This window comes from Stenotrophomonas sp. YJH_SMC_40 (genome assembly GCF_059368615.1).
Map to the genome: position 1 here is coordinate 332723 of NZ_JCAFRX010000002.1, position 23301 is coordinate 356023.

Here is a 23301-nt window from a genome sequence, read left to right on the forward strand (position 1 = left end):
CGCGCGACCGCCTGCGCTGGTAGGCTGCACGCCCCCTTCCGTCACCCAGCCGGTGAGCCACGCCCGTGATCGAGTTCCAGCGCCTGCACAAATCCTATGCCGTTGCCGGCCGCGAAGTCAGCGCGCTGCAACCGTTGGACCTGACCATCGAGGCCGGTGAGGTGTTCGGCATCATCGGCCATTCCGGCGCCGGCAAGTCGACACTGATCCGCATGATCAACCGCCTGGAAGAACCCAGTGGTGGCCGGCTGCTGATCGGCGGTGAGGATGTCACCGCGCTGGACGCGGACGGCCTGCGCGCGCTGCGCCGGCGCATCGGCATGATCTTCCAGCACTTCAACCTGCTGTCCTCGCGCACGGTGGCTGGCAATGTCGCCTTCCCGCTGGAACTGGCCGGCACGCCGAAGGCGGAGATCGACGCGCGCGTGGCCGAGCTGCTGCAGACCGTGGGCCTCGAAGCGCATGCGCAGAAGTATCCGGCGCAGCTGTCCGGTGGCCAGAAGCAGCGCGTCGGCATCGCCCGCGCGCTAGCGACCCGTCCGCAGATCCTGCTGTGCGACGAGGCCACCAGTGCGCTCGACCCGCAGACCACCGCTTCGGTGCTGTCGCTGCTGTCGAAGATCAATTGCGAGCTGGGCCTGACCATCGTGCTGATCACCCACGAGATGGACGTGATCCGCCGTGTCTGCGACCGCGTTGCGGTGCTCGATGCCGGCCAGATGGTCGAAACCGGTCCGGTCACCCGGGTGTTCCTGCACCCGCAGCACCCGACCACGCGCCGTTTCGTCAGCGAATCGGAGCATGTGGACGAGGGCACGCTGCACCGCGATTTCGATGCCGTCGGTGGCCGCATCGTGCGCCTGACCTTCCTCGGTGGCGACACCTACGAACCCCTGCTCGGCCGCGTCGCGCGCGAGACCGGGGTCGACTACAACATCCTGTCCGGTCGCATCGACCGGATCAAGGACACCCCGTATGGCCAGCTGGTGGTCGCCCTGGTGGGCGGCGACCAGTCCGCCGCGCAGGCCGCGTTCGTGGCCGCCGGCGTGCATGTTGAGGAGCTGCGTCGATGATCATCGCTACTGCCGGCGGATTCTTCCGCCACCTGGACGCGGGCAAGTGGGCCGACATCGGCCAGGCCACCATCGACACCCTGCTGATGCTGCTCGGTTCGCTGCCGCTGACCCTGGCCATCGGCCTGCCGCTGGGCGTGCTGCTTTACCTGTTCGGTGCACCGCAGATGAAGCGCCGTCCGTTCGCCTATGGCGTGCTGGCGCTGGTGGTGAACCTGCTGCGCTCGGTGCCTTTCATCATCCTGATGATCGTGCTGATCCCGGTCACCCTGTTCCTGATGGGGACGTCGCTGGGTGTACGCGGTGCGATCGTGCCGCTGGTCATCGGTGCCGCGCCGTTCTACGCGCGCCTGGTCGAGACCGCACTGCGCGAAGTGGACCGTGGCGTGATCGAAGCGACCCAGGCGATGGGAGCCACCACCTGGCAGCTGGTCACCCGCGTGCTGCTGCCGGAAGCGCGCCCGGGCCTGATCGCTGGCGCAACGGTCACCACCGTCGCGCTGATCGGCTTCACCGCGATGGGCGGTGCGATCGGCTCCGGTGGCCTTGGCGACCTGGCGTTCCGCGACGGCTACCAGCGCTCGCACACCGACGTGGCGCTGGTCACCGTGGTCCTGCTGCTGATCCTGGTGCAGCTGCTGCAGATGCTTGGCGACCGCCTGGTCGCGCATTACAGCCGCAGATAACAGAATGCCGGGCGGCGCCCGGCATCTCGTTTGGGTAGTGCCGGCCGCTGGCCGGCAATCCCACGTGCGGTCAACGCACGTTCGGTACTTCGTAACCCAGCTTCCCGACCTGCTCCGGGTGCTGCGGCACGCGCTTGAGCTTGTCGGTGTTCACCCCGTACTCGTCACGCAGGCGTTCGGCCAGCTCCTTGTACAGGGCTTTGTCCATGTCCGGCGTACGCGAGAAGATCCAGGCCATCTCGCGGCCCGGGTAACCGATCAGTGCCCACGAGTAATCCGGTGCCACTTCCAGCACCCGCGAATGGGTAGGCACGACGCGGTAGAACCAGGTGCGCCAGCCGTGGTTGCCGCTGTCCGGGTCGACGCTGGCGCGGGCACGCACTTCCTGCAGCGGTTCGCCGAAGCCATCACGGTAGCGGTAGGTGATGCCGACCTTGTGCTCGTCCCGCAGTTCGTAGTCGTTGACGCTGGCCACATGGCCACGTTCGATGAAGTTCGGCACGCGGCCGATCACGTACCAGGTGCCCATGAAGCGCTTCAGGTCGATCGGCGCATCCGGGTCGGTCGCGCGCGGGGTGCTGGCGCGGGGCGATGGCGGCTCACTGGCGGCCACGGCGGGGCCCGCCAGGGACAGGGCCAACAGCATGGCGCAGAGCGGGCGGATCGAAGTCATGCGGGAGCGGGCTCAGGAGGGCTTTGCCTGAGCATGGTCGACTGAGCGTGCGCGATCCGTCAATGGTGTCGCAACCTGTGAGAAGGGCCTTGCCCAAGCTGTGTTGCATTGTCCACCGGAGAAGCCCCATGAACGCACGTTCCGTCCGCCGCCCTGCAACTGAACGCGTCATCATTGAACGCGCCGATCCGCGCCTGCTGCGCAGCGTGCGGCAGGTGGCCCTGGCCGGCCTGGCGCTGGTACTGGTCTGGCCAGCCGCGCGCGGCAGCAACGCTTGGCTGGGCTGGCTGCCGATGTGGCTGGTGGGCATGCCGCTGGTGGCCTGGTGGGCGCTGCTGCGCTTCCCTGTGCCGCGCCTGTCGTGGCTGCGGCTGGCCCGTCGCACCGGTGGACAGGCACATCGTCGCACCGCCGGGACGCCCCGCCGTGGCCGCCGCGCTACGGCCACGGCCTGACCTTCGACACGGGGGCGGCTGCAGCGATCCGTGCTAGCGTTCCACGGCTTATGACTGCCTGGAGCTGCAATGTCTCGACTCGCTTCCGCCTGCCTGCTGGCTGGCATGATGACCGCTGCCTCGGTGGGGACCGCCGTGGCTGCTGAAGACACCGATCGCTACGCCTGGCTGGAGGACGTCACCGGCGACAAGCCGCTGTCCTGGGTCAAGGAACAGAACGCCAAGTCCGAGGCGCGCCTGGCGCAGACCCCGGCCTTCAAGCAGATGGAGACCAGCATCCGCGAGGTGCTCGACTCCGATGCCAAGATTCCCGCCGTGCAGAAGATCGGTGACTACTATTACAACTTCTGGAAGGACCAGCAGCACGAGCGTGGCCTGTGGCGCCGCACCACGCTGGCCGAGTACCGCAAGGCCTCGCCGCAGTGGGAGACCGTGCTTGACCTCGATGCCCTGAACAAGGCCGAGGGCGAGAACTGGGTCTGGCACGGCGCCGACTGCCTGCGCCCGGATTACAGCCGCTGCCTGATCGCGCTGTCGCGCGGTGGTGCCGACGCCGACGTGACCCGCGAGTTCGACCTGGCCAACAAGACCTGGATCAAGGACGGCTTCTTCCGTCCGGAGTCGAAGGGCGGCCTGAACTGGATCGATCGCGACACCGTATTCGTCTACACCGACTTCGGTGCCGGCTCGATGACCACCTCCGGCTACCCGCGCGTGGCCAAGCTGTGGAAGCGTGGTACGCCGATGGCCTCCGCCAGCGTGGTGTATGAAGGCAAGCCGGAAGACATGTACATCGCGGCGATGCACGATGACACCCCGGGCTTCGAGCGCAACCTGGTCAGCCGCACGCTGGCGTTCTACAACAACGAGATCTACCTGCGTGGCGACGATGGCACGCTGACCAAGATCGATGCGCCGAACTCGGCCGAGAAGGGCCTGCACAAGCAGTGGCTGACCCTGGAGCTGCGTGATCCGTGGACCGTGGGTGGCAAGACCTATGCGTCCGGTTCGCTGCTGGCGACCAGGCTGGATGACTTCCTGGCCGGCAAGCGTGACTTCGACGTGCTGTTCACCCCGACCGCGACCACCTCGCTGGCCAGCGCCACCTGGACCAAGAGCCACCTGGTGCTGAACGTGCTGGATGACGTCAAGAACCGCCTGTCGGTGCTGACCCCGGGCGCCAATGGCTGGCAGACCAGCCGCTTCGTTGGCGCGCCGGCCTTCGGCACGCTGGGCGTGGCTGCTGTCGACAGCAACGACAGCGACGCGGTGTGGCTGACCGCCACCGACTACCTGACCCCGACCACTCTGGCGCTGGCCGAGATCGGGCAGGCCCCGGAAACGCTGAAGACCATGCCGGCCTTCTTCGATGCCAAGGGCAAGGTGATCGAGCAGCACTTCGCCACCAGCAAGGACGGCACCCGCGTGCCGTACTTCGTGGTGCACGACAAGGCGATGAAGCTGGACGGTTCCAACCCGACCCTGCTGTACGGTTACGGTGGTTTCGAGATCTCGCTGACCCCGGGCTACTCCGGTGGCATGGGCCGCGCCTGGCTGGAAAAGGGCGGCGTGTACGTGGTTGCCAACATCCGTGGCGGCGGCGAATACGGCCCACGCTGGCACCAGGCGGCGCTGAAGCAGAACCGCCACAAGGCCTATGAAGACATGGCCGCGGTGGCACGCGATCTGGTCAAGCGCAAGATCACCAGCGCCAGTCACCTGGGCGTGCAGGGCGGCAGCAACGGTGGCCTGCTGACCGGCAACATGCTGACCCAGTACCCGGAACTGTTCGGTGCGGTGGTGGTGCAGGTGCCGCTGCTGGACATGAAGCGCTACAGCCATCTGCTGGCCGGTGCCTCGTGGATGGCCGAGTACGGCAACCCGGATACCAGCGACTGGGCGTTCATCAAGACCTTCTCGCCGTACCACCTGTTCGACGCGAAGAAGAAGTACCCGCCGGTGCTGTTCACCACCTCCACCCGAGATGACCGCGTGCACCCGGGCCACGCCCGCAAGATGGCGGCGAAGATGATCGACGCCGGCAAGGACGTGACCTACTACGAGAACATCGAAGGTGGCCACGGCGGTGCAGCCAACAACGCGCAGGCCGCACACATGTCGGCGCTGGCCTACAGCTTCCTGTGGGAGCGGTTGGGCGGTAAGTAAGCAGACAGGCAGAACGGAAAACGCCGCCCCAGGGCGGCGTTTTTCTTTATCCGGTAGTGCCGGCCGCTGGCCGGCAACCGCATCATTCACGCATTCCCGGGTTGCCGGCCAGCGGCCGGCACTACCGTCAACGTGATCCCTGCCAACGCTGCAACCCACGCGCGATCCGTGCCACCGCCTCCTGCAACCGCGGCACTTCCTGGGTATAGGCCAGGCGCACGTGCTGGTTGGCGCGATGGAAGCCGAAATCCAGCCCGGGCGTGAATGCCACGTGCTCGGTTTCCAGGAAATGGGCGCAGAACGCCTGTGCGTCATCGGTGAATGCGCTGACATCGGCGTACAGGTAGAACGCACCCTGCGGCTCGACTTCGATGCGGAAGCCCAGCTCGCGCAGCGCGGGCAGCAGGAAGTCGCGGCGCTGGCGGAACGCTTCGCGACGCCGCTCGAAGATCGCCATCGACTCCGCGCTGAAGCAGGCGAGCGCGGCATGCTGGGCGATGCTCGACGCGCTGATGTACAGGTTCTGCGCGAGTTTCTCCAGGTCCGGCACGGCTGCTGGCGGTGCCACCAGCCAGCCCAGCCGCCAACCGGTCATGCCGAAGTATTTGGAAAAGCTGTTCAGCACGAATGCGCTGTCATCCACCTGCAGCACGCTGGGTGCATCCAGGCCATAGGTGAGGCCGTGGTAGATCTCGTCCACCACCAGGTGACCACCGCGCGCGTGCAGGGTCTTCGACAGGGCGGCCAGTTCGTCGGCGGAGAGCACGGTGCCGGTCGGGTTGGCCGGTGAGGCAACCAGCGCGCCGACGCTGTCGGCATTCCAATGCTGTTCCACCAGCGACGGTGTGAGCTGGTAGGCAGTGTCCGGGCCGACCGGCACCAGCTGTGCGCCGCCTTCAACGAGGCGCAGGAAGTGGCGGTTGCACGGATAACCAGGGTCGGCCAGCAGCCAGTGGCGGCCGGGATCGACCAGCAGGCTGCTGGCCAGCAGCAGCGCACCGGAGCCGCCGGGGGTGACCAGGATGCGTTCGGGGTCGACGTCCAGCCCGTAGTGGCTGCGATAGAAGCCGCTGATCGCCTGGCGCAGGGCGGGCAGGCCACGTGCGGCGGTGTAGCGGGTATGGCCGGCGGCCAATGCGGCCTGGCCGGCACGCACGATCGGTTCGGCGGTGGTGAAGTCCGGTTCGCCGATTTCCAGGTGGATCACGTCGTGGCCGGCCTGTTCCAGCGCTTGCGCGCGGGCCAGCAGGGACATCACGTGGAACGGAGCGATTTCATGGCTGCGCCGGCTGTAGCCCGGCGTATGGGGCAGGGTACTCATGCAGCCCATGGTACGCCGCGTACCGGGGTCACGCGCTCTGGTAGTGCCGGCCGCTGGCCGGCAACCGACCCACCCGCAGGCCGTGAGGGTGCCGGCCAGCGGCCGGCACTACCGGCAGGCATGGCCACCATGACGTTCCGCAGGGTTGCCCACCGTCCTTCCGCAACCCAGACTCGGGCGCAAGGACGCCATTGCATTGCCCCTCAAGGAGCCCTATCTCATGAAATCCACCCTCTGCCTGTTGCTTGCCAGCCTGATGACCACCACTGCCACCGCCGCCACTCCGCCCGTTCCGCCGGATGCCGCCAAGCATCCGCATGTGGTCAAGGCGCCGTTCGGCGCGACCCGCAACGATGACTATTACTGGCTGCGCGACGACAAGCGCGGGAACAAGGACATGCTGGCCTACCTGCAGGCCGAGAATGCCTATGCCGACCAGCTGCTGGCGCCGCTGAAGCCGCTGGAAGACACCCTGTACAAGGAGATCGTCGGCCGCATCAAGCAGGACGATTCCAGCGTGCCGGCGCGCGAGCGTGGCTACTGGTACTACAGCCGCTTCGAAACCGGCCAGGACTACCCGATCCACGCACGCCGCAAGGGCAGCATGGAGGCCGCCGAGGAAATCCTGCTGGACGTCAACGCGATGGCTGCCGGCAAGGGCTATTTCAGCGTCGGCTCGATGGAAGTCAGCCAGGACAACCAGCTGCTGGCCTGGGCCGATGATGATGTCGGCCGCCGCCAGTACACCATCCGCTTCAAGGACCTGGCCACCGGCAAGGTGCTGCCCGATGTGATCACCGGCAGCTCGGGCGACCTGGTCTGGGCCGACGACAACCGCACCGTGCTGTACGTCGAGAACGATCCGGAAACGTTGCTGACCGTGCGCGTGAAGAAGCACGTGCTGGGCACCCCGGCCAGCGCCGACACCGTCGTCTACGAAGAGAAGGACGACAGCTTCTACATGGGCATCGGCCGCACCCGCGACGATCGCTTCATCACCATCGGCGTGCACAGCACCGTGTCCTCGGAAGAGCGTTACGCGCCGGCCAGCGACCCGACCCACTTCACCGTGCTGGCGCCGCGCCAGCGCGATGTCGAGTACGACGCCGACCACTACGATGGCCGCTGGGTGATCCGCACCAATGACGGTGCGAAGAACTTCAAGCTGGTCACCGCACCGACCGATGCGACCTCGCGTGCGCAGTGGAAGGACTGGATCGCGCACGACGATGCGGTGTTCATCGAAGGCTTCGAACTGTTCGATGGCTACACCGCCATCGCCGAACGCTCCGAGGGCCTGGAACGCATCCGCCTGCTGTTCAAGGATGGCCGCAGCGACTACGTGAAGGCCGACGAGCCGGCGTACTCGATGGGCCTGGGCGACAACACCGAGGCCGATACGCCCTGGTTGCGCTACGTCTACACCTCGATGACCACCCCCACCACCGTGTTCGAACTGAACACCGCCACCGGTGAGCGCCGCCAGCTGAAGGTGCAGCCGGTGATCGGCTATGACGCGTCGAAGTACGAAACCGACCGCGTCTGGATCACCGCGCGCGATGGCGTGAAGGTGCCGGTGTCGCTGGTCTACCGCAAGGGCTACCAGAAGGATGGCAAGGGCGCGTTGTTCCAGTACGCCTATGGCAGCTACGGCATGTCGATGGACCCGTACTTCAACCAGACCGCGGTGAGCCTGCTCGACCGCGGCGTGGTGTATGCCATCGCCCACATCCGCGGTGGCCAGGAAATGGGCCGCGACTGGTACGAGAACGGCAAGCTGCTGCACAAGCAGAACACCTTCAACGACTTCATCGACGTCACCCGTGGCCTGGTGGCGCAGGGCTGGGCGGCGAAGGATCGCGTGGCGGCATCCGGAGGCAGTGCCGGTGGCCTGCTGATGGGCGCGGTGGCCAACCAGGCGCCGCAGGACTACCGCGTGATGGTGGCCCAGGTGCCGTTCGTCGACGTGGTGACTACCATGCTCGACCCGACCATTCCGTTGACCACCAACGAGTACGACGAGTGGGGCAACCCGGAGCAGAAGCAGTTCTACGACTACATGCTGTCCTACTCGCCCTACGACAACGTCAGCAAGCAGGCCTATCCGGCGCTGTTCGTGGGCACCGGCCTGTGGGATTCGCAGGTGCAGTACTGGGAACCGGCCAAGTGGGTGGCCAAGCTGCGTGACGACAACACCGGCCATTACCCGATCCTGTTCCGCACCAACATGGAAGCCGGCCACGGCGGCAAGTCGGGGCGCTTCCAGCGTTACCGCGAGCTGTCCGAGTCGTACGCATTCGTGCTGCAGCAGCTGGGCATCGCCCAGCCGTGATCGCGACAGGGTGCCGGGCACTGCCTGGCACCCTGAACCGGTATCCTTGCGGCCATGAGCGCGCCAGATCCTTCCGTCCCTCGCGATGCCACCACGCCTCCGCGCGTGGTGCGTTTCCGCTGGGCGTGGTGGCTGCTGGCCTATGTCAGCCTCGGCACCGGCATCGTCGGCATCTTCGTACCGGGCCTGCCGACCACCGTATTCATCCTGATTTCGGCCTGGGCCGCCTCGCGTGGCTCCGAGCGCCTGCACAACTGGCTGCTGCAGCATCCACGCTTCGGCCCGGCCATCGCCAACTGGCAGGCACACGGGGCGGTCAGCCGCTACGGGAAGTGGATGGCCACGATCACCATGGCGGTATGCGCCGGCATCATGCTGTGGTGCGTGCCGATTGCCTGGGTGAAGTGGTTCTCGATCGGCAGCATGACCGTGGTGGCGATCTGGCTGTGGACCCGGCCGTTGCCACCGCCGGAAGGCTGAACATGGCCCGCCCCGGGGCGGCCCGTGGGGGTGGGTCAGGGGGGTAGAGTCGACTGTCAGTCGACTATCGCGCGCAGCGCGGGTTTTTCACGGCCGTTGCAGGAGCAGTCGACCAACAGTCGACTCTACCAACCGCTCAGCCGCCAATGGCTATACTCGGGGCATGAAGATCCCCCATCGAAACGCCATCCTGATTCCGCTGGCAGCGGCTTCGCTGCTGTTCCTCGCCGCCTGCGGCAACAAGGGCCCGCTGGTACTGCCGCAGAAGCCGGTGCCGGTGGAAGAAACCGTCGAACCTGTTGCCGAGCCCGCTACCGAAGCGACCCCGGCGCAGACCGAAGGCAGTGGCACCCCGGCCACGACCGTGGAGCCGGCTGCACCGACCACGCAACCGGCACCTGCGCCTGCGAAGAAGGTGGGCGGCGGGAATGAGTAAGGCCGGTTCCAAGGCCCTGCGCTTCAGCAAGATGCATGGCGCGGGCAATGATTTCGTAGTGATCGACCTGCGTGACGGCACCGCGCCGCCCACGCCTGAACTGGCCGCGCAGCTGGCCGACCGCCACACCGGCGTCGGCTGCGATCAGATCCTGACGATCGAAGCGCCGCGTGCGGAAGGCTCGGTGGCGTCGTACCGCATCTGGAATGCCGACGGCTCCAATTCCGAACAGTGCGGCAATGGCGCGCGCTGCATCGCCGCCTGGCTGGTGCGCGAAGGCAGTGCGCAGGGCGACCGCTTCGTCATCGACAGCCCGCTGGCCAGCCATGAGGTGGAAGTGCTGGGCGATGGCCAGTTCGCGGTGACCATGGGCGTGCCGGCGTTCGAGCCGGCCAACGTGCCGCTGGTGGGTTTCGCCCACGCACGCGAGGAATACCTGCTGCCGCTGCAGGGCGAAAGCGTGCGTTTTGCTGCGGTGTCGATGGGCAACCCGCATGCGGTGATCGAAGTGGGCCTGATCGATGCTGCACCGGTCGAGCGCGTCGGTGCGCTGCTGCAGCAGCATGCCTCGTTCCCGCGCTCGGTGAACGTGGGCTTCGCCCAGGTGATGGGCCCGGCGCATGCACGCCTGCGTGTGAATGAACGCGGCGTCGGCGAAACCCTGGCCTGCGGCAGTGGCGCCTGCGCCGCTGCGGTGACCCTGATGCAGCGCGGCCGCCTGCAGCGTGATGCACGCATCAGCCTGCCCGGCGGTGACCTGCGCATCCAGTGGCCGGGCGATGGCCAGCCTGTGGTGATGGCCGGCCCGACCGCATTCGTCTTCGAAGGGGAGTGGATGGCATGACCGAAACCGTCGACAAGCTCGGGGCCCACGAAGTCGCTGCCTGGTTGCGGCGACATCCCGGCTTCCTCAAGCAGTTCCCGGACCTGGCCCTGACCCTGGTGGTGCCGCGTGACGACGGCCCGACCGCGTCGCTGGCCAGCTACCAGCTGGAAGTGCTGCGCGAGAAGAACCGCGAGCTGGCACGACGGTTGGCCGACCTGGGCGCGACCGCCCAGGTCAACGAACGCCTGGCGGTGCGCACGCACCAGCTGACCCTGGCGTTGATGAAGCAGGACAACGCCGCCGACACCCTGCGTGCGATGGCGGCCTCGCTGCAGGAAGATTTCGCCGGTGACCTGGTGCGATTGGTGGTGCACACGCCGGTGGCCGGGCTGGAACAGGCCGACTGGTTGCAGGTGATCGCCGCCGATGATCCGCAGCTCGGCCCGTTCCGCGACTGCCTGAAGGACGGCGAGCCGATCTGCGGCCGCCTGCAGCCGGAAAAGAATGCCGTGCTGTATGGCGTGCGCAGCGAGGAAGTGCAGACCACCGCGCTGCTGCCGTTGCCGGGCGTGGGCCTGATTGCGGTGGGCAGCCACGATCCGAACCGTTTCTATCCGGGCATGGGCACGCTGTTCCTGCGCATGATGGGCGACGCCCTGGTCGCCGGCCTGAAGCGCTTCCCGGGCTGAGCAGGACACGACGATGAGCGCGGTACAGGCCTTCCTGCAGCATCTGCAGGTGGAGCGGCGGATGTCGGCGCATACGCTCGATGCCTACCGCCGTGACCTGGACGCGCTGTCGGTCTGGGCCGAGCCGCGCGGTGTTGCGGTGGAGGCACTCGATGCCGACGCGCTGCGCCAGTTCGTCGCCGATGAGCACCGCCGTGGCCTGTCGGCCAAGAGCCTGCAGCGCCGCTTGTCCGCCTGCCGCAGCTTCTATGCCTGGCTGCTCAAGCACGGCCGCATCGAGGTCAGTCCTGCAGCAACGCTGAAGGCGCCGCGCGCGCCGCGCCGGTTGCCTCAGGTCCTCGACGCCGATGAGGCCGTGCAGCTGGTCGAGCTGGAGCCGGAAGGTGAACTTGGCCGCCGTGACCGCGCGCTGCTGGAACTTTTTTATTCTTCCGGCCTGCGCCTGAGCGAAGTCTGCGCGCTGACCTGGCGCGATCTGGATTTCGACAGCGGGCTGGTCAACGTGCTGGGCAAGGGCAATCGGCAGCGCCGCGTGCCGTTCGGCCGGCCGGCGCGCGAAGCGCTGCAGGCGTGGCGCGCCGAAAGTGGCGGTGGTCCGGCCTCGCCGGTATTTCCCGGCCGCAACGGACCGATCAGCCAACGCGCGGTGCAGATCCGCATCCGCCAGCTGGCGCAGCGCCAGGGCCTGTTCAAGCACGTGCACCCGCACATGCTGCGGCACAGTTTCGCCAGCCATATCCTGGAATCATCCGGTGATCTGCGCGGCGTGCAGGAGCTGCTGGGCCATGCCGACATCGCCACCACCCAGATCTACACCCACCTGGATTTCCAGCATCTGGCCAAGGTCTACGACGCGGCGCATCCGCGCGCGAAGCGTCGAAGCAGCAGCGAGGGCAGCGGAGAAAGCTGAACGTTGCCCGTGCGGCAGCCGGTCGCGGGTGGCTTGAAGGGCGCAGGGCAGTCCCCACCTCTGGTTCTGTCACCCCGGAGGCATCATGGACCCCAGTCAGAACCCCAACGTTTTCCACGCCACCACCATCGTCTGCGTCCGTCGCGGCGAGCACGTGGCCATTGCCGGCGACGGCCAGGTCACGCTGGGCCACACCGTGATGAAGGGCAATGCGCGCAAGGTGCGCCGCCTCGGTCGTGATGGCCAGGTGCTGGCCGGCTTTGCCGGTGCCGCCGCCGATGCCTTCACCCTGTTCGAGCTGTTCGAGGCCAAGCTGGAAAAGCACGGCCAGTTGCAGCGTGCTGCGGTCGAACTGGCCAAGGATTGGCGCACCGAGCGCCGCCTCGGAAAGCTTGAAGCCCTGTTGGCCGTGGCCGACAAGGAAACCTCGCTGATCATCAGCGGCACCGGCGATGTGATCGAACCGGAGGACGGCATCATCGCCATCGGCTCGGGTGGTTCCTATGCGCTGTCGGCTGCACGCGCGTTGATGGCACACACCGAACTGGATGCGCGCACCATCGCCAGCGAAGCGATCGGCATTGCTGGCGATATCTGCATCTACACCAACCGCAACGTGGTGGTCGAGGAACTCTGAGGGTCGCGCCGGCTGCTGGCCGGCAACCTCATGATCCCCCACACGCGTGCCTGGTTGCCGGCCAGCGGCCGGCGCGACCGACAACGAATTCGTGAGCACATCCATGTCGAAGATCGAAGTTTCCTCCGCCACCATGACCCCGCGCGAGATCGTGCAGGAACTGGACCGGCATATCGTGGGCCAGCACGACGCCAAGCGCGCGGTGGCCATCGCCCTGCGCAACCGCTGGCGCCGCATGCAGCTGGTGCCTGAGCTGCGCAATGAAGTGATGCCGAAGAACATCCTGATGATCGGCCCGACCGGCGTCGGCAAGACCGAGATCGCGCGTCGCCTGGCCACGCTGGCCAACGCGCCGTTCGTGAAGGTCGAAGCCACCCGCTTCACCGAAGTCGGATACGTCGGCAAGGACGTCGAGCAGATCATCCGCGACCTGGCCGATACCGCAGTGAAGCTGTACCGCGAACAGGCCAAGGTGCGCGTGCGTACCCAGGCCGAGGAACGCGCCGAAGACCGCATCCTCGATGCGCTGCTGCCGCGCCGCAGCGGTGGCATCGGCTTCGATCCGGAAGTCGCCCGCAACGAACCGTCGGCGCAGGACAACGAGACCCGCATCAAGTTCCGCAAGATGCTGCGCAACGGTGAGCTGGACGAGCGCGAGATCGAACTCGACCTGGCCGCCAATGTCAGCATGGACATCATGACCCCGCCGGGCATGGAGGAAATGGGCCAGCAGCTGAAGTCGATGTTCGCCAACCTTGGCGGCGGCGCGAAGGCGCACAAGCGCACGCTGACCATCAAGGCCGCGCGACCGCTGCTGATCGAGGAAGAGGCCGGCAAGCTGGTCAACGAGGACGATATCCGCACTGCGGCGATCGAGGCCTGCGAGCAGCACGGCATCGTCTTCATCGACGAGATCGACAAGGTCGCCAAGCGTGGCGATAACGTGGGCGGCGGCGATGTCTCCCGCGAAGGCGTGCAGCGCGACCTGCTGCCGCTGGTGGAAGGCTCCAACGTGTCCACCAAGTACGGCACGATCAAGACCGACCACATCCTGTTCATTGCATCCGGTGCGTTCCACCTGGCCAAGCCCAGCGATCTGATTCCGGAGCTGCAGGGTCGCTTCCCGATCCGCGTTGAACTGGGTGCGCTGAACAAGGGTGATTTCGTGCGCATCCTGACCGAGCCGAAGGCCGCGCTGACCAAGCAGTACGAGGCGCTGCTGGCTACCGAGGGCGTCAAGGTCAGCTTCACCGCCGACGCCATCGAGCGCCTGGCCGAAATCGCCTTCCAGGTGAACGAGCGCCAGGAGAACATCGGTGCCCGTCGCCTGCATACGGTGCTGGAGCGCCTGCTGGATTCGCTCAGCTACGAGGCACCGGATCGCGATGGCGAAAGCCTGGCGATCGACAGCGCCTACGTCGACAAGCACCTGGGTGAGCTGGTGCAGGACCCGGACCTGAGCCGCTACATCCTGTAATGCCCGTTGGAGTCGGATCCCTCGCCCCAGCGAGGGCTCTGACCCCGCCCGCTGCAACAGAAAGGGCCGCCGCAGGGCGGCCATTTTCTTGTGCGGTCAGCGCGACTGCCGGGTGCGGTAGTCCCGCAGTACCTGGTCGATCACCGCACTGGTGCGGGCGGCGCTGATGCCGGTCGAGGGCGAACGGCCGTTGCCGCGCAGCTCGTCCACGAGGGAGGCGATCAATGGCTGCTGGACCGATGGCGGGTTCGGGATGTCGAATGCCTGCATGCCCGCTTCGGTCTCCAGAACCACTGGAACGTCCTCGAAGGTGGCAAAGCGCAGCTGCCCGCGGTCGCCGGTGATCTCGACCTCATCCTGGCGGCGGAATGCGCAGAAGCTCCATTGCGCGATGCCGTGCGCCCCGCTGCCGGTACGGAAGCACATCGAGACACTGTCCTCGGCGGCGTAGGCGCCGGTCAGCGAACTGGCCAGGCCACGCACGTCGCTCAGCGACCCCAATAGATGGTCGAGCAGGTCCAGGGTATGCGAGCCCAGATCGACGAACAGCCCGCCGCCGGCGATCGACGGATTGGTCCGCCAGAAGTCGGGCGATGCGGCATTCGCCGAATACGGCCGATGCAGGGTAGCGCGCACGCTGCGCGGCGTTCCGATCGCGCCGTTGTCCAGCAGCTGCTTCACCTGTGCGAAGCGGGGCAGGGCACGGCGGTAGTAGGCCACGAACACGGGCACGCCGCTGCGGGCGCTGGCCGCGATGATGCGCTGGCACTCGTCGTGGTCCATGGCCATCGGCTTTTCGATGTAGACCGGCTTGCTCGCGGCGATCGCCTGCAGCGCGTATTGCATGTGCGTCGAGGGCGGCGTTGCGACGTACACCGCGTTCACTTCCGGATCGGCGATGAGTGCGTCGGCGTCCGCGTACCAGCGCGGAATCGCGTGGCGCCGCGCATAATCCTCGGCCAATCCCGCATTGCGGCGCATGACCGCTGCCACCCGTGAGCCGGGTGTGCTGGCCAGGGCGGGGCCGCTCTTCTTCTCGGTGACGCTGCCACAGCCGATGAAGCCCCACACCACGTTGTCCAGGATCACGGGGCTGTCCTCAGATGGGCGCGGCGGTGGCGGCAGCAGCGCCACTCACGCTTCGGGCAGCGGCTCGGGCACAGTGCCCGGCACGAACACGCCGTCCTTCACGTAGGCGGCCAGGGTCATGTCCAGTGCGAGCATGCCGTCGCGCTTGAGGTCCATCAGGTCCGGTTCGACCATCGCTCCGTGCAGCACGCCCAGCACGGTGGCATGCAGCATGCGCGCGGCGATCTTGGGGTCGGCGCCTTCGCGCAGCTGGCCCAGATCGCGGGCGCGGCGCAGGGCACGCTCCATCCGGTCCAGCGCATCGCGGAATCCGGCCTGCTGCATTTCGGTCAGCACCCTGGTGTCGGCCGAGGCATCGCTGCGCAGCATGATCTCCATGGTCTTGCGCAGGCGCTCGTCTTCGGACAGCTCGATGAAGGAGTGGATCATCACCGCGCGCAGGTCGTGCACGGGGGGGTCGCGCTGGTCGGTCGAGGTGCGCTCCAGTTCCTGCATGAAGGGCAGGTGCACCCGTTCGACGATCGCGGCCAGCACCTCGCTCTTGTTCTTGAAGTGCCAGTAGACCGCGCCACGGGTATAGCCGGCGCGGGCGCCGATCATCTCCAGCGTGGTACGGGCCACGCCGTGTTCATGGAAGCAGGCTTCGGCGGCGTCAAGGATGCCTTCCCGGGTTGCCTGGGTGTCCTCTTTGGTCTTGCGGGCCATGGGTAGGTACGAGTGCGGGTGAAACGTGGCTGAATTGTACCGGTTTACAAACAAACAAGCATGTATGTATATTTCGCTCCCATCATTCCCGTCGTGTGCGTGGCAGGCCGGTCCGGCTCCCGCTCCACCCGGGTGGGCGCTGTTCTCACGGTCTTCACCTTTACCGGTCGAAGGCTCCGCCGTATCAGCGTCGGCTGAGATCCTTTCCTTCAAGAGCCTTTCCGTCATGTTGCTGAGCCGAATCCGACCCTTTGCACTGTCGCTGGCCATCGCCGCAGCCGTGGCTGCCTGCGGCGGCCAACCCCAGGCCCCCGAGCAGGGCCCGGGTGACGTCACCGTGGTCACGCTGAAGTCCGAGACCGTGGGCCTGACCCGCGAACTGCCGGGCCGTACCAACGCCTTCCTGGTGGCCGAAGTGCGCCCGCAGGTAAACGGCATCGTTGCCAAGCGCCTGTTCACCGAAGGCGGCATGGTCAAGGCCGGCGAGCCGCTCTACCAGATCGAGGACGCCAGCTACAGAGCCCAGGCCAACAGCGCCCGCGCCCAGCTGGCCCGCGCCGAAGCCACGGCCAACGCCGCGCGCCTGAGCGCCAAGCGCATCACCGAGCTGGCCAAGGTCGACGCGGTCAGCCAGCAGGACCTGGAAAACGCCGTGGCCGCGCAGAAGCAGGCCGAGGCCGATGTCGGTGCCGCCAGGGCTTCGCTGGACGCGGCCAACGTCACCCTCGGCTATGCCCGCATCACCGCGCCGATCAGCGGCCGCATCGGCAAGTCCAGCGTTACCCAGGGTGCGCTGGTCAGCGCCGGCCAGGCCAATGCACTGGCCACCGTGCAGCAGCTGGACCCGATCTACGTCGACCTGACCCAGTCCTCGGCCGAGCTGCTGCAGCTGCGCCGCGAACTGGCTGCCGGCCGCCTGCAGGACAACCAGACGCTGCCGGTCAGCATCCTGATGGAAGACGGCAGCACCTTCGAGCACAAGGGCACGCTGGAGTTCTCTGAAGTGAGCGTCGATCCAGCCACCGGCAGCTTCGGCCTGCGCGTGAAGGTGGACAACCCGGACGGCCTGCTGATGCCGGGCACCTACGTGCGCGCGGTGATCGGCGGCGGCGTGCGCAGCGATGCGGTGCTGGTACCGATGCAGGGCATCGCCCGCGATCCGAAGGGCGACACCACCGCGATGGTGGTCGGCAAGGACAACAAGGTCGAAGTGCGCCCGGTCAAGGTCAGCCGCACGGTTGGCGACAAGTGGCTGGTCGAGGACGGTCTGAAGGCCGGCGACAAGGTCATTGTCGAAGGCCTGCAGAAGATCGGCCCCGGCATGCCGGTCAAGGCCACCGAGAAGGGCGCTGCTCCGGCCAAGCCGGCAGCGGCCGCCCAGCCTGCCGCCCCGGCCGGCGACGCGAAGTAAGCGGAGAACCCCATGGCACGCTTTTTCATCGATCGACCCATCTTCGCGTGGGTGATCGCCATCATCATCATGCTCGCCGGCGGCCTGGCCCTGTTCAAGTTGCCGGTCTCGATGTACCCCAACGTCGCACCGCCGGCGGTGGAAATCAGCGCCACCTACCCGGGTGCATCGGCCAAGGTGGTCGAGGACTCGGTGACGCAGATCATCGAGCAGAACATGAAGGGCCTTGATGGCCTGATCTACTTCTCCTCCAACAGCTCGTCCAACGGCCAGGCCACCATCACCCTGACCTTCGAGAGCGGCACCAACCCGGACATCGCCCAGGTGCAGGTGCAGAACAAGCTGCAGCTGGCCATGCCGCTGCTGCCGCAGGAAGTTCAGCGGCAGGGCATCAACGTGGCCAAGTCCAGCTCGGGCTTCCTGAACGTCATCGCGTTCGTGTCCGAGAACGGCAGCATGGACGCCAACGACATCGCCGACTACGTCGGTTCCAATGTCGTCGATCGCCTGAGCCGCGTGCCGGGCGTGGGCAACATCCAGGTGTTCGGTGGCAAGTACGCCATGCGCATCTGGCTGGATCCGAACAAGCTGCATACCTATGGCCTGTCGGTTGCGGAAGTGACCGCAGCGATCAAGGCACAGAACGCGCAGGTGGCCATCGGCCAGCTTGGCGGTGCACCGTCGATCAAGGGCCAGCAGCTCAACGCCACCATCAACGCGCAGTCGCGCCTGCAGACCCCGGAACAGTTCCGCAACATCATCGTGCGCGGTGCGCAGGACGGTGCCGAGCTGCGCCTGGGGGATGTCGCCCGCGTCGAGCTGGGTGCCGAGTCCTACGACTTCGTCACCCGCTACAACGGCCAGCCGGCCAGCGGCCTGGCGGTGACCCTGGCCACCGGCGCCAACGCGCTCGATACCGCCGCTGGTGTGAATGCCGCGCTGGAAGACATGAAGAGCTTCTTCCCGGCCGGGCTGAAGGCGGAGGTCCCGTACGACACCACCCCGTTCGTGCGCGTGTCGATCAAGGGCGTGGTGCAGACCCTGATCGAAGCGATCGTGCTGGTGTTCGTGGTGATGTACCTGTTCCTGCAGAACTTCCGCGCCACCCTGATCCCGACCATCGCCGTGCCGGTGGTGCTGCTGGGTACCTTCGGCGTGCTGGCCATGCTCGGCTTCTCGGTGAACATGCTGACCATGTTCGCGATGGTGCTTGCGATCGGCCTGCTGGTGGACGATGCCATCGTGGTGGTTGAGAACGTCGAGCGCATCATGTCCGAGGAAGGACTGTCGCCGCTCGAGGCGACCCGCAAGTCGATGGGCCAGATCACCGGCGCGCTGGTGGGCATCGGCCTGGTGCTGTCGGCGGTGTTCGTGCCGATGGCCTTCATGAGTGGCTCCACCGGCGTGATCTACCGCCAGTTCTCGGCCACGATCGTCTCGGCGATGGCATTGTCGGTGCTGGTCGCGATCGTGCTGACCCCGGCGCTGTGCGCGACCATGCTCAAGCCGCTGAAGAAGGGTGAGCACCACGTCGCCCACCGCGGCCTGGCCGGTCGCTTCTTCAATGGCTTCAACCGTGGATTCGACCGCACCAGCGAAAGCTACCAGCGTGGCGTGCGCGGCATCATCCATCGCCCGTGGCGCTTCATGGGCATCGTGGCGGCGCTGTTCGTGCTGATGGGCGTGTTGTTCGTGCGCCTGCCCAGCTCATTCCTGCCCAACGAAGACCAGGGCGTGTTGATGGCGCTGGTGCAGGCCCCGGTAGGTGCCACCCAGGAACGTACGCTGGAATCGATCGCGGCACTGGAAAACCACTTCCTGCAGAACGAGAAGGATGCGGTGGACTCGGTGTTCTCGGTGCAGGGCTTCAGCTTCGCCGGCATGGGCCAGAACGCCGGCATGGCGTTCGTCAAGCTGAAGGACTGGAGCGAGCGTGACGCCAACAATGGCGTGATGCCGATCACCGGACGCGCGATGGCGGCCCTGGGCCAGATCAAGGATGCCTTCATCTTCGCCTTCCCGCCGCCGGCCATCCCGGAACTGGGCACCGCCTCGGGCTATACCTTCTTCCTGAAGGACAACAGCGGCCAGGGCCACGAGGCACTGGTGGCCGCGCGCAACCAGCTGCTCGGCCTCGCCGCCGGCAGCAAGAAGCTGGCCAACGTGCGCCCGAACGGCCAGGAGGACACGCCGCAGTTCCGCATCGACATCGACGCGGCCAAGGCGACCTCGCTGGGGCTGTCGATCGACCAGATCAACGGCACGCTGGCCGCCGCGTGGGGCAGCTCGTACATCGACGACTTCGTCGATCGTGGCCGCGTCAAGCGTGTGTTCGTGCAGGCCGACCAGCCGTTCCGCATGGTGCCGGAGGACTTCGATCTCTGGTCCGTGAAGAACGACAAGGGTGAAATGGTGCCGTTCAGCGCCTTCGCTACCAAGCACTGGGATTACGGTTCGCCGCGCCTGGAACGCTACAACGGTGTGTCGGCCATGGAAATCCAGGGCGAACCGGCCCCGGGTGTCGCCTCCGGCGATGCCATGGCCGAGATCGAGCAGCTGGCCAAGCAGCTGCCGGCGGGCTTCGGCATCGAGTGGACGGCGATGTCGTACCAGGAGCGCCAGGCTGGCTCGCAGACGCCACTGCTGTACACGCTCTCGCTGATGATCGTATTCCTGTGCCTGGCCGCGATGTACGAAAGCTGGAGCGTGCCGACCGCAGTGCTGCTGGCGGCCCCGCTGGGCATCCTCGGCGCGGTGCTGGCCAATACCTTCAAGGGCCTGGAACGCGATATCTACTTCCAGGTGGCGATGCTGACCACGGTGGGCCTGACCAGCAAGAACGCGATCCTGATCGTGGAGTTCGCCAAGGAGAACCTGGAGAAGGGCGCAGGCCTGATCGAATCGATCATGCATGCCGTGCGCGACCGCCTGCGCCCGATCGTGATGACCTCGCTGGCCTTCGGCATGGGCGTGGTACCGCTGGCGATCTCCACCGGTGCCGGTTCCGGGGCCAAGCAGGCGATCGGCACCGGCGTGCTCGGCGGCATGATCGTCGGCACCGTGCTCGGTGTGTTCTTCGTGCCGCTGTTCTTCGTGGTGGTGCAGCGCGTGTTCAAGCGCAAATCCACGACGTGACCTGAAACGGTCATGCCGGCCTCAGGCTGGCGTTGTCGAAACGGTAGTGCCGGCCGCTGGCCGGCATGACCTCCTGCCATCCGGCAGTACCGATGGAAGTCATTCCCATGAAAAGTGCATCCCTGTTCCTTTCCATTGCCGCTGTGCTCGCGCTCGCCGGCTGCTCCACCCTGGTGCCGAAGAACACCGCTGTCGCCCCGGCGATCCCGGCGCAGTGGCCGGCCGAGGCCGCGCAGGGCGAGGTGGCCGATGTCGCCGCCGTCGGCTGGCGCGACTTCTTCACCGATCCACGCCTGCAGCAGGTGATCGAGCAGTCGCTGCAGAACAACCGCGACCTGCGCGTGGCCGTGCTCAATGTAGAGCGCGCGCGCGGCCAGTACCGTGTGCAGCGCGCTGATCGCGTGCCCGGCGTGGCCGTTACCGGCCAGATGCAGCGCCAGGGCACCGACGCCGGTGTCAACGAACAGTTCACCGCCGGTGTCGGCGTGGCCGAGTTCGAGCTGGATCTGTTCGGCCGCGTGCGCAATCTCAGTGAAGCCGCGCTGCAGCAGTACTTCGCCGTCGCCGCCAACCGCCGCAACGCGCAGTTGAGCCTGGTGGCCGAGACGGCCACCGCATGGCTGACCTACGGTGCCGATGCGCAGCGGCTGAAGATCGCCGATGCCACGCTGAAGACCTACGAGGATTCGCTGCGCCTGGCCGAGGCCCGCCACGAACGTGGTGGCAGTTCGGCGCTGGAGCTGACCCAGACCCGTACCCTGGTCGAGACCGCGCGTACGGACGCCGCACGCCTGCGTGGCCAGCTGGCCCAGGACCGCAACGCGCTGGCGCTGCTGGCCGGTGGCCAGCTGGATCCGGCGCTGCTGCCGGACAGCATCGAGCCGCAGCTGCTTGCACTGGCACCGCCGCCGGCCGGCCTGCCCAGCGACGTGCTGCTGCAGCGCCCGGACATCATGGCCGCCGAACACCAGCTGCTGGCGGCCAACGCCAATATCGGTGCGGCACGCGCGGCGTTCTTCCCGAGCATCTCGCTGACCGGCAGCATCGGCAGTGGTTCGAGCGAACTGTCCAACCTGTTCGACAGCGGTACGCGCGTGTGGAGCTTCCTGCCGAAGATCACGCTGCCGATCTTCCAGGGCGGCAAGCTGCGCGCCAACCTGGCCATCGCCAACGCCGATCGTGATATCGCTCTGGCGCAGTACGAGAAGTCGATCCAGGTGGGTTTCCGCGAAACCGCCGATGCGCTGGCGTTGAATGTCAGCCTGGACGAGCAGGTGAGTTCACAGCAGCGCCTGGTGGAAGCGGCCGAACAGGCCAACCGCCTGTCGCAGGCGCGCTACGACGCGGGCCTGGACAGCTTCGTGACCCTGCTTGATGCGCGGCGTACGGCCTACAACGCACAGCAGACCCAGCTGCAGGCGCAGCTGGCGCAGCAGGCCAACCGCATCACCCTGTACAAGGTGATGGGCGGTGGCTGGCACGAGCGCAGCTGAAGGACAGCCGGCCAGCGGCCGGCTCTACCCTGATGATCGATGGTAGTGCCGGCCGCTGGCCGGCATTGTCATTCCCGGGCCCGCTACACCGCTTCATCGTCGCGCCGCGCTGCATGGCAGGCGCGAACGCGCGCGAGCGCATCGCCGGCTTCGCGCGCCATCTGCTCGTACTCGGCGCGGATCTCTTCCAGGCGCGCTTCGTCCAGTTCTTCCAGATCCAACAGTTCGTTGTTGGCTTCGGCCGTCGCCCGGATCAGCTCGTCCAGCTTGATCTGCATCGCGGCGGTGTCCGCGTTCTGTGTGTGCTGGATCAGGAACACCATCAGGAAGGTGATGATGGTGGTGCCGGTGTTGATCACCAGCTGCCAGGTGTCGTTGAAACCGAACACCGGGCCACTGATACCCCAGATCACCACGATCGCTACTGCAGCCAGGAAGGTCCACGGCGAGCCGGTGGCGGCCGCGGCCTTCTTGGCGATCGTATTGAACAGGTTTCGTACTTTCATCGTCGTCGTCCCACTCAGGTGACGAGGATGATCGGCAGTGGCCCGTGCAGGCGCCGTGCAGCGGCGGTCAGGCGCGCATGCGCTGCAGCCGCGGTGCCTGCAGGCTGCGCACCGGACTGCTCTGGTAGACGTGCTGCCAGCAACGGTCGACGAATTCGCGGGCCTGGGCTTCACTCAGTCGCGGCATGATCTGCAGGGCGTACTGGGTCTGGAACATCTCGTCACGTTCGGCCTCGCTGGCGCGCGGCTGGGTGATCAGCGAATCGCAGGCAAACTTGATCCACGGCACGTACGAGCCGAACGAGTTGTGCGGCAGTGCGCCTTCGGCATGTTGGCGGCGCCAGTGATCCAGCTCGGCGTCAACGTTGATGACCGGAGGAATGGTGGGGACTTCAGCGTGCATGACAATCCAGTTCGGTTGAGTGGAAAGGGAGTGGGGGTTCATCGGAGTGTGGCGTATGTGGCGGTGCATGCCGCGTCAGCGCGATGTGGAGCTGGCGTTGGCATGTCCAATCAACTGCGCGTGCTCGACGGCACCGAGATCTTCGGCCAGGGTGGCCATCGCGTTGCACAGGCGCTCGTGGTCGAGCGGATGGCGACGGACCAGCTCCAGTTGCATGCGCTGGTAGGCGGTCCAGAACAACGCGCCGCGCCGGTGCAGTGCATATTGCCGCTGCAGGCGTTCGCGGATCGGGTCGAGGATCGAGTCTGGTGCAGGTCGTACGGCGTGCGCGCACATGGCTGGCTCCGCCGGGGAAAGAAGTCCCGGTAACCCCACCCTAGGCGCGGCAGCCGGGCGGG

At 66.7% G+C, this 23301-nt stretch carries 22 protein-coding genes; 15 read left to right on the forward strand and 7 right to left on the reverse strand.

Going from position 1 to position 23301, the window contains the following annotated elements:
- Positions 1 to 65 precede the first annotated feature (65 nt).
- Complete coding sequence (locus tag AC5P6X_RS04530; RefSeq protein WP_123959042.1) at positions 66 to 1073, forward strand: methionine ABC transporter ATP-binding protein; 1008 nt, start codon at positions 66 to 68, stop codon at positions 1071 to 1073.
- Positions 1070 to 1759 (forward strand): methionine ABC transporter permease, encoded by a 690-nt coding sequence (locus AC5P6X_RS04535; protein ID WP_005411104.1) that lies wholly within the window; start codon positions 1070 to 1072, stop codon positions 1757 to 1759. Before AC5P6X_RS04530 ends, AC5P6X_RS04535 begins: the two co-directional genes overlap by 4 nt.
- A 70-nt stretch (positions 1760 to 1829) precedes the next feature.
- On the opposite strand, the gene AC5P6X_RS04540 is transcribed toward AC5P6X_RS04535, so the two are convergent.
- Positions 1830 to 2432 carry a lipocalin family protein gene (locus AC5P6X_RS04540; RefSeq protein WP_005411103.1) on the reverse strand — a complete coding sequence of 201 codons (603 nt, stop codon included), beginning with the start codon at positions 2430 to 2432 and terminating at the stop codon, positions 1830 to 1832.
- Between the two features lie 128 nt (positions 2433 to 2560).
- On the opposite strand from AC5P6X_RS04540, the gene AC5P6X_RS04545 reads away from it, so the two are divergent.
- Together AC5P6X_RS04545 and AC5P6X_RS04550 are read left to right on the forward strand one after the other, a co-directional pair.
- Entirely contained in the window at positions 2561 to 2887 is a 327-nt protein-coding gene (locus tag AC5P6X_RS04545) for a hypothetical protein (protein ID WP_099605136.1), read from the forward strand.
- Between the two features lie 69 nt (positions 2888 to 2956).
- Positions 2957 to 5053 carry a prolyl oligopeptidase family serine peptidase gene (locus AC5P6X_RS04550; RefSeq protein WP_164222975.1) on the forward strand — a complete coding sequence of 699 codons (2097 nt, stop codon included), beginning with the start codon at positions 2957 to 2959 and terminating at the stop codon, positions 5051 to 5053.
- A gap of 127 nt (positions 5054 to 5180) precedes the next feature.
- Here the strand turns inward: AC5P6X_RS04550 and AC5P6X_RS04555 are convergent, their stop codons facing one another.
- Positions 5181 to 6374, reverse strand: coding sequence for a pyridoxal phosphate-dependent aminotransferase (locus tag AC5P6X_RS04555; protein WP_172963545.1), 1194 nt, complete (start codon positions 6372 to 6374; stop codon positions 5181 to 5183).
- Positions 6375 to 6594: 220 nt separating this feature from the next.
- Here AC5P6X_RS04555 and AC5P6X_RS04560 point away from each other — a divergent pair, with 220 nt between their 5' ends.
- The 8 genes from AC5P6X_RS04560 to hslU all read left to right on the forward strand — a co-directional run bounded on the left by AC5P6X_RS04560 (position 6595) and on the right by hslU (position 14161).
- A complete protein-coding gene (locus AC5P6X_RS04560; RefSeq protein WP_005414524.1) occupies positions 6595 to 8706 on the forward strand; it encodes a S9 family peptidase in 2112 nt (703 codons plus the stop codon).
- A gap of 54 nt (positions 8707 to 8760) precedes the next feature.
- Entirely contained in the window at positions 8761 to 9186 is a 426-nt protein-coding gene (locus tag AC5P6X_RS04565; protein ID WP_024957059.1) for a YbaN family protein, read from the forward strand.
- Between the two features lie 163 nt (positions 9187 to 9349).
- Positions 9350 to 9622 carry an LPS translocon maturation chaperone LptM gene (gene lptM, locus AC5P6X_RS04570; RefSeq protein WP_005411097.1) on the forward strand — a complete coding sequence of 91 codons (273 nt, stop codon included), beginning with the start codon at positions 9350 to 9352 and terminating at the stop codon, positions 9620 to 9622.
- Positions 9615 to 10466, forward strand: coding sequence for a diaminopimelate epimerase (gene dapF, locus AC5P6X_RS04575; protein WP_033834522.1), 852 nt, complete (start codon positions 9615 to 9617; stop codon positions 10464 to 10466). The genes lptM and dapF overlap by 8 nt, the downstream gene beginning before the upstream one ends.
- Positions 10463 to 11137: a DUF484 family protein gene (locus AC5P6X_RS04580; protein ID WP_005411095.1), complete on the forward strand. Its 675-nt coding sequence runs from the start codon at positions 10463 to 10465 to the stop codon at positions 11135 to 11137. Before dapF ends, AC5P6X_RS04580 begins: the two co-directional genes overlap by 4 nt.
- A gap of 13 nt (positions 11138 to 11150) precedes the next feature.
- Positions 11151 to 12047: a tyrosine recombinase XerC gene (gene xerC / locus AC5P6X_RS04585; protein WP_005411094.1), complete on the forward strand. Its 897-nt coding sequence runs from the start codon at positions 11151 to 11153 to the stop codon at positions 12045 to 12047.
- A gap of 85 nt (positions 12048 to 12132) precedes the next feature.
- The gene (hslV, locus tag AC5P6X_RS04590; protein WP_005411093.1) at positions 12133 to 12684 is read left to right on the forward strand and encodes an ATP-dependent protease subunit HslV; all 552 of its coding nucleotides are present in this window, start codon (positions 12133 to 12135) and stop codon (positions 12682 to 12684) included.
- Between the two features lie 103 nt (positions 12685 to 12787).
- Positions 12788 to 14161, forward strand: coding sequence for an ATP-dependent protease ATPase subunit HslU (hslU, locus tag AC5P6X_RS04595; RefSeq protein WP_099605133.1), 1374 nt, complete (start codon positions 12788 to 12790; stop codon positions 14159 to 14161).
- A 96-nt stretch (positions 14162 to 14257) separates the two neighbouring features.
- On the opposite strand, the gene AC5P6X_RS04600 is transcribed toward hslU, so the two are convergent.
- Together AC5P6X_RS04600 and smeT are read right to left on the reverse strand one after the other, a co-directional pair.
- Positions 14258 to 15250, reverse strand: coding sequence for a Gfo/Idh/MocA family protein (locus AC5P6X_RS04600; protein WP_049450449.1), 993 nt, complete (start codon positions 15248 to 15250; stop codon positions 14258 to 14260).
- Positions 15251 to 15295: 45 nt separating this feature from the next.
- Complete coding sequence (smeT, locus tag AC5P6X_RS04605) at positions 15296 to 15955, reverse strand: efflux transporter SmeDEF transcriptional repressor SmeT (protein ID WP_099536634.1); 660 nt, start codon at positions 15953 to 15955, stop codon at positions 15296 to 15298.
- 226 nt (positions 15956 to 16181) lie between these two features.
- Between smeT and smeD the strand changes: the two genes are divergently transcribed.
- The 3 genes from smeD (at position 16182) to smeF (ending at position 21994) form a co-directional block, all read left to right on the forward strand.
- The gene (smeD, locus tag AC5P6X_RS04610) at positions 16182 to 17366 is read left to right on the forward strand and encodes a multidrug efflux RND transporter periplasmic adaptor subunit SmeD (protein WP_005411089.1); all 1185 of its coding nucleotides are present in this window, start codon (positions 16182 to 16184) and stop codon (positions 17364 to 17366) included.
- A 12-nt stretch (positions 17367 to 17378) separates the two neighbouring features.
- Complete coding sequence (gene smeE, locus AC5P6X_RS04615) at positions 17379 to 20501, forward strand: multidrug efflux RND transporter permease subunit SmeE (protein WP_005411088.1); 3123 nt, start codon at positions 17379 to 17381, stop codon at positions 20499 to 20501.
- A gap of 92 nt (positions 20502 to 20593) precedes the next feature.
- Positions 20594 to 21994 carry a multidrug efflux RND transporter outer membrane subunit SmeF gene (gene smeF, locus AC5P6X_RS04620; RefSeq protein WP_123959040.1) on the forward strand — a complete coding sequence of 467 codons (1401 nt, stop codon included), beginning with the start codon at positions 20594 to 20596 and terminating at the stop codon, positions 21992 to 21994.
- Positions 21995 to 22077: 83 nt separating this feature from the next.
- Here the strand turns inward: smeF and AC5P6X_RS04625 are convergent, their stop codons facing one another.
- The 3 genes from AC5P6X_RS04625 to AC5P6X_RS04635 form a co-directional block, all read right to left on the reverse strand.
- On the reverse strand, positions 22078 to 22500 hold the full coding sequence (locus tag AC5P6X_RS04625) for a low affinity iron permease family protein (protein WP_005411086.1): 423 nt from the start codon (positions 22498 to 22500) through the stop codon (positions 22078 to 22080).
- 67 nt (positions 22501 to 22567) lie between these two features.
- Positions 22568 to 22903 carry a hypothetical protein gene (locus AC5P6X_RS04630; RefSeq protein ID WP_005411085.1) on the reverse strand — a complete coding sequence of 112 codons (336 nt, stop codon included), beginning with the start codon at positions 22901 to 22903 and terminating at the stop codon, positions 22568 to 22570.
- Positions 22904 to 22978: 75 nt separating this feature from the next.
- Positions 22979 to 23239 (reverse strand): hypothetical protein, encoded by a 261-nt coding sequence (locus tag AC5P6X_RS04635; protein ID WP_005414515.1) that lies wholly within the window; start codon positions 23237 to 23239, stop codon positions 22979 to 22981.
- Positions 23240 to 23301: the final 62 nt, after the last annotated feature.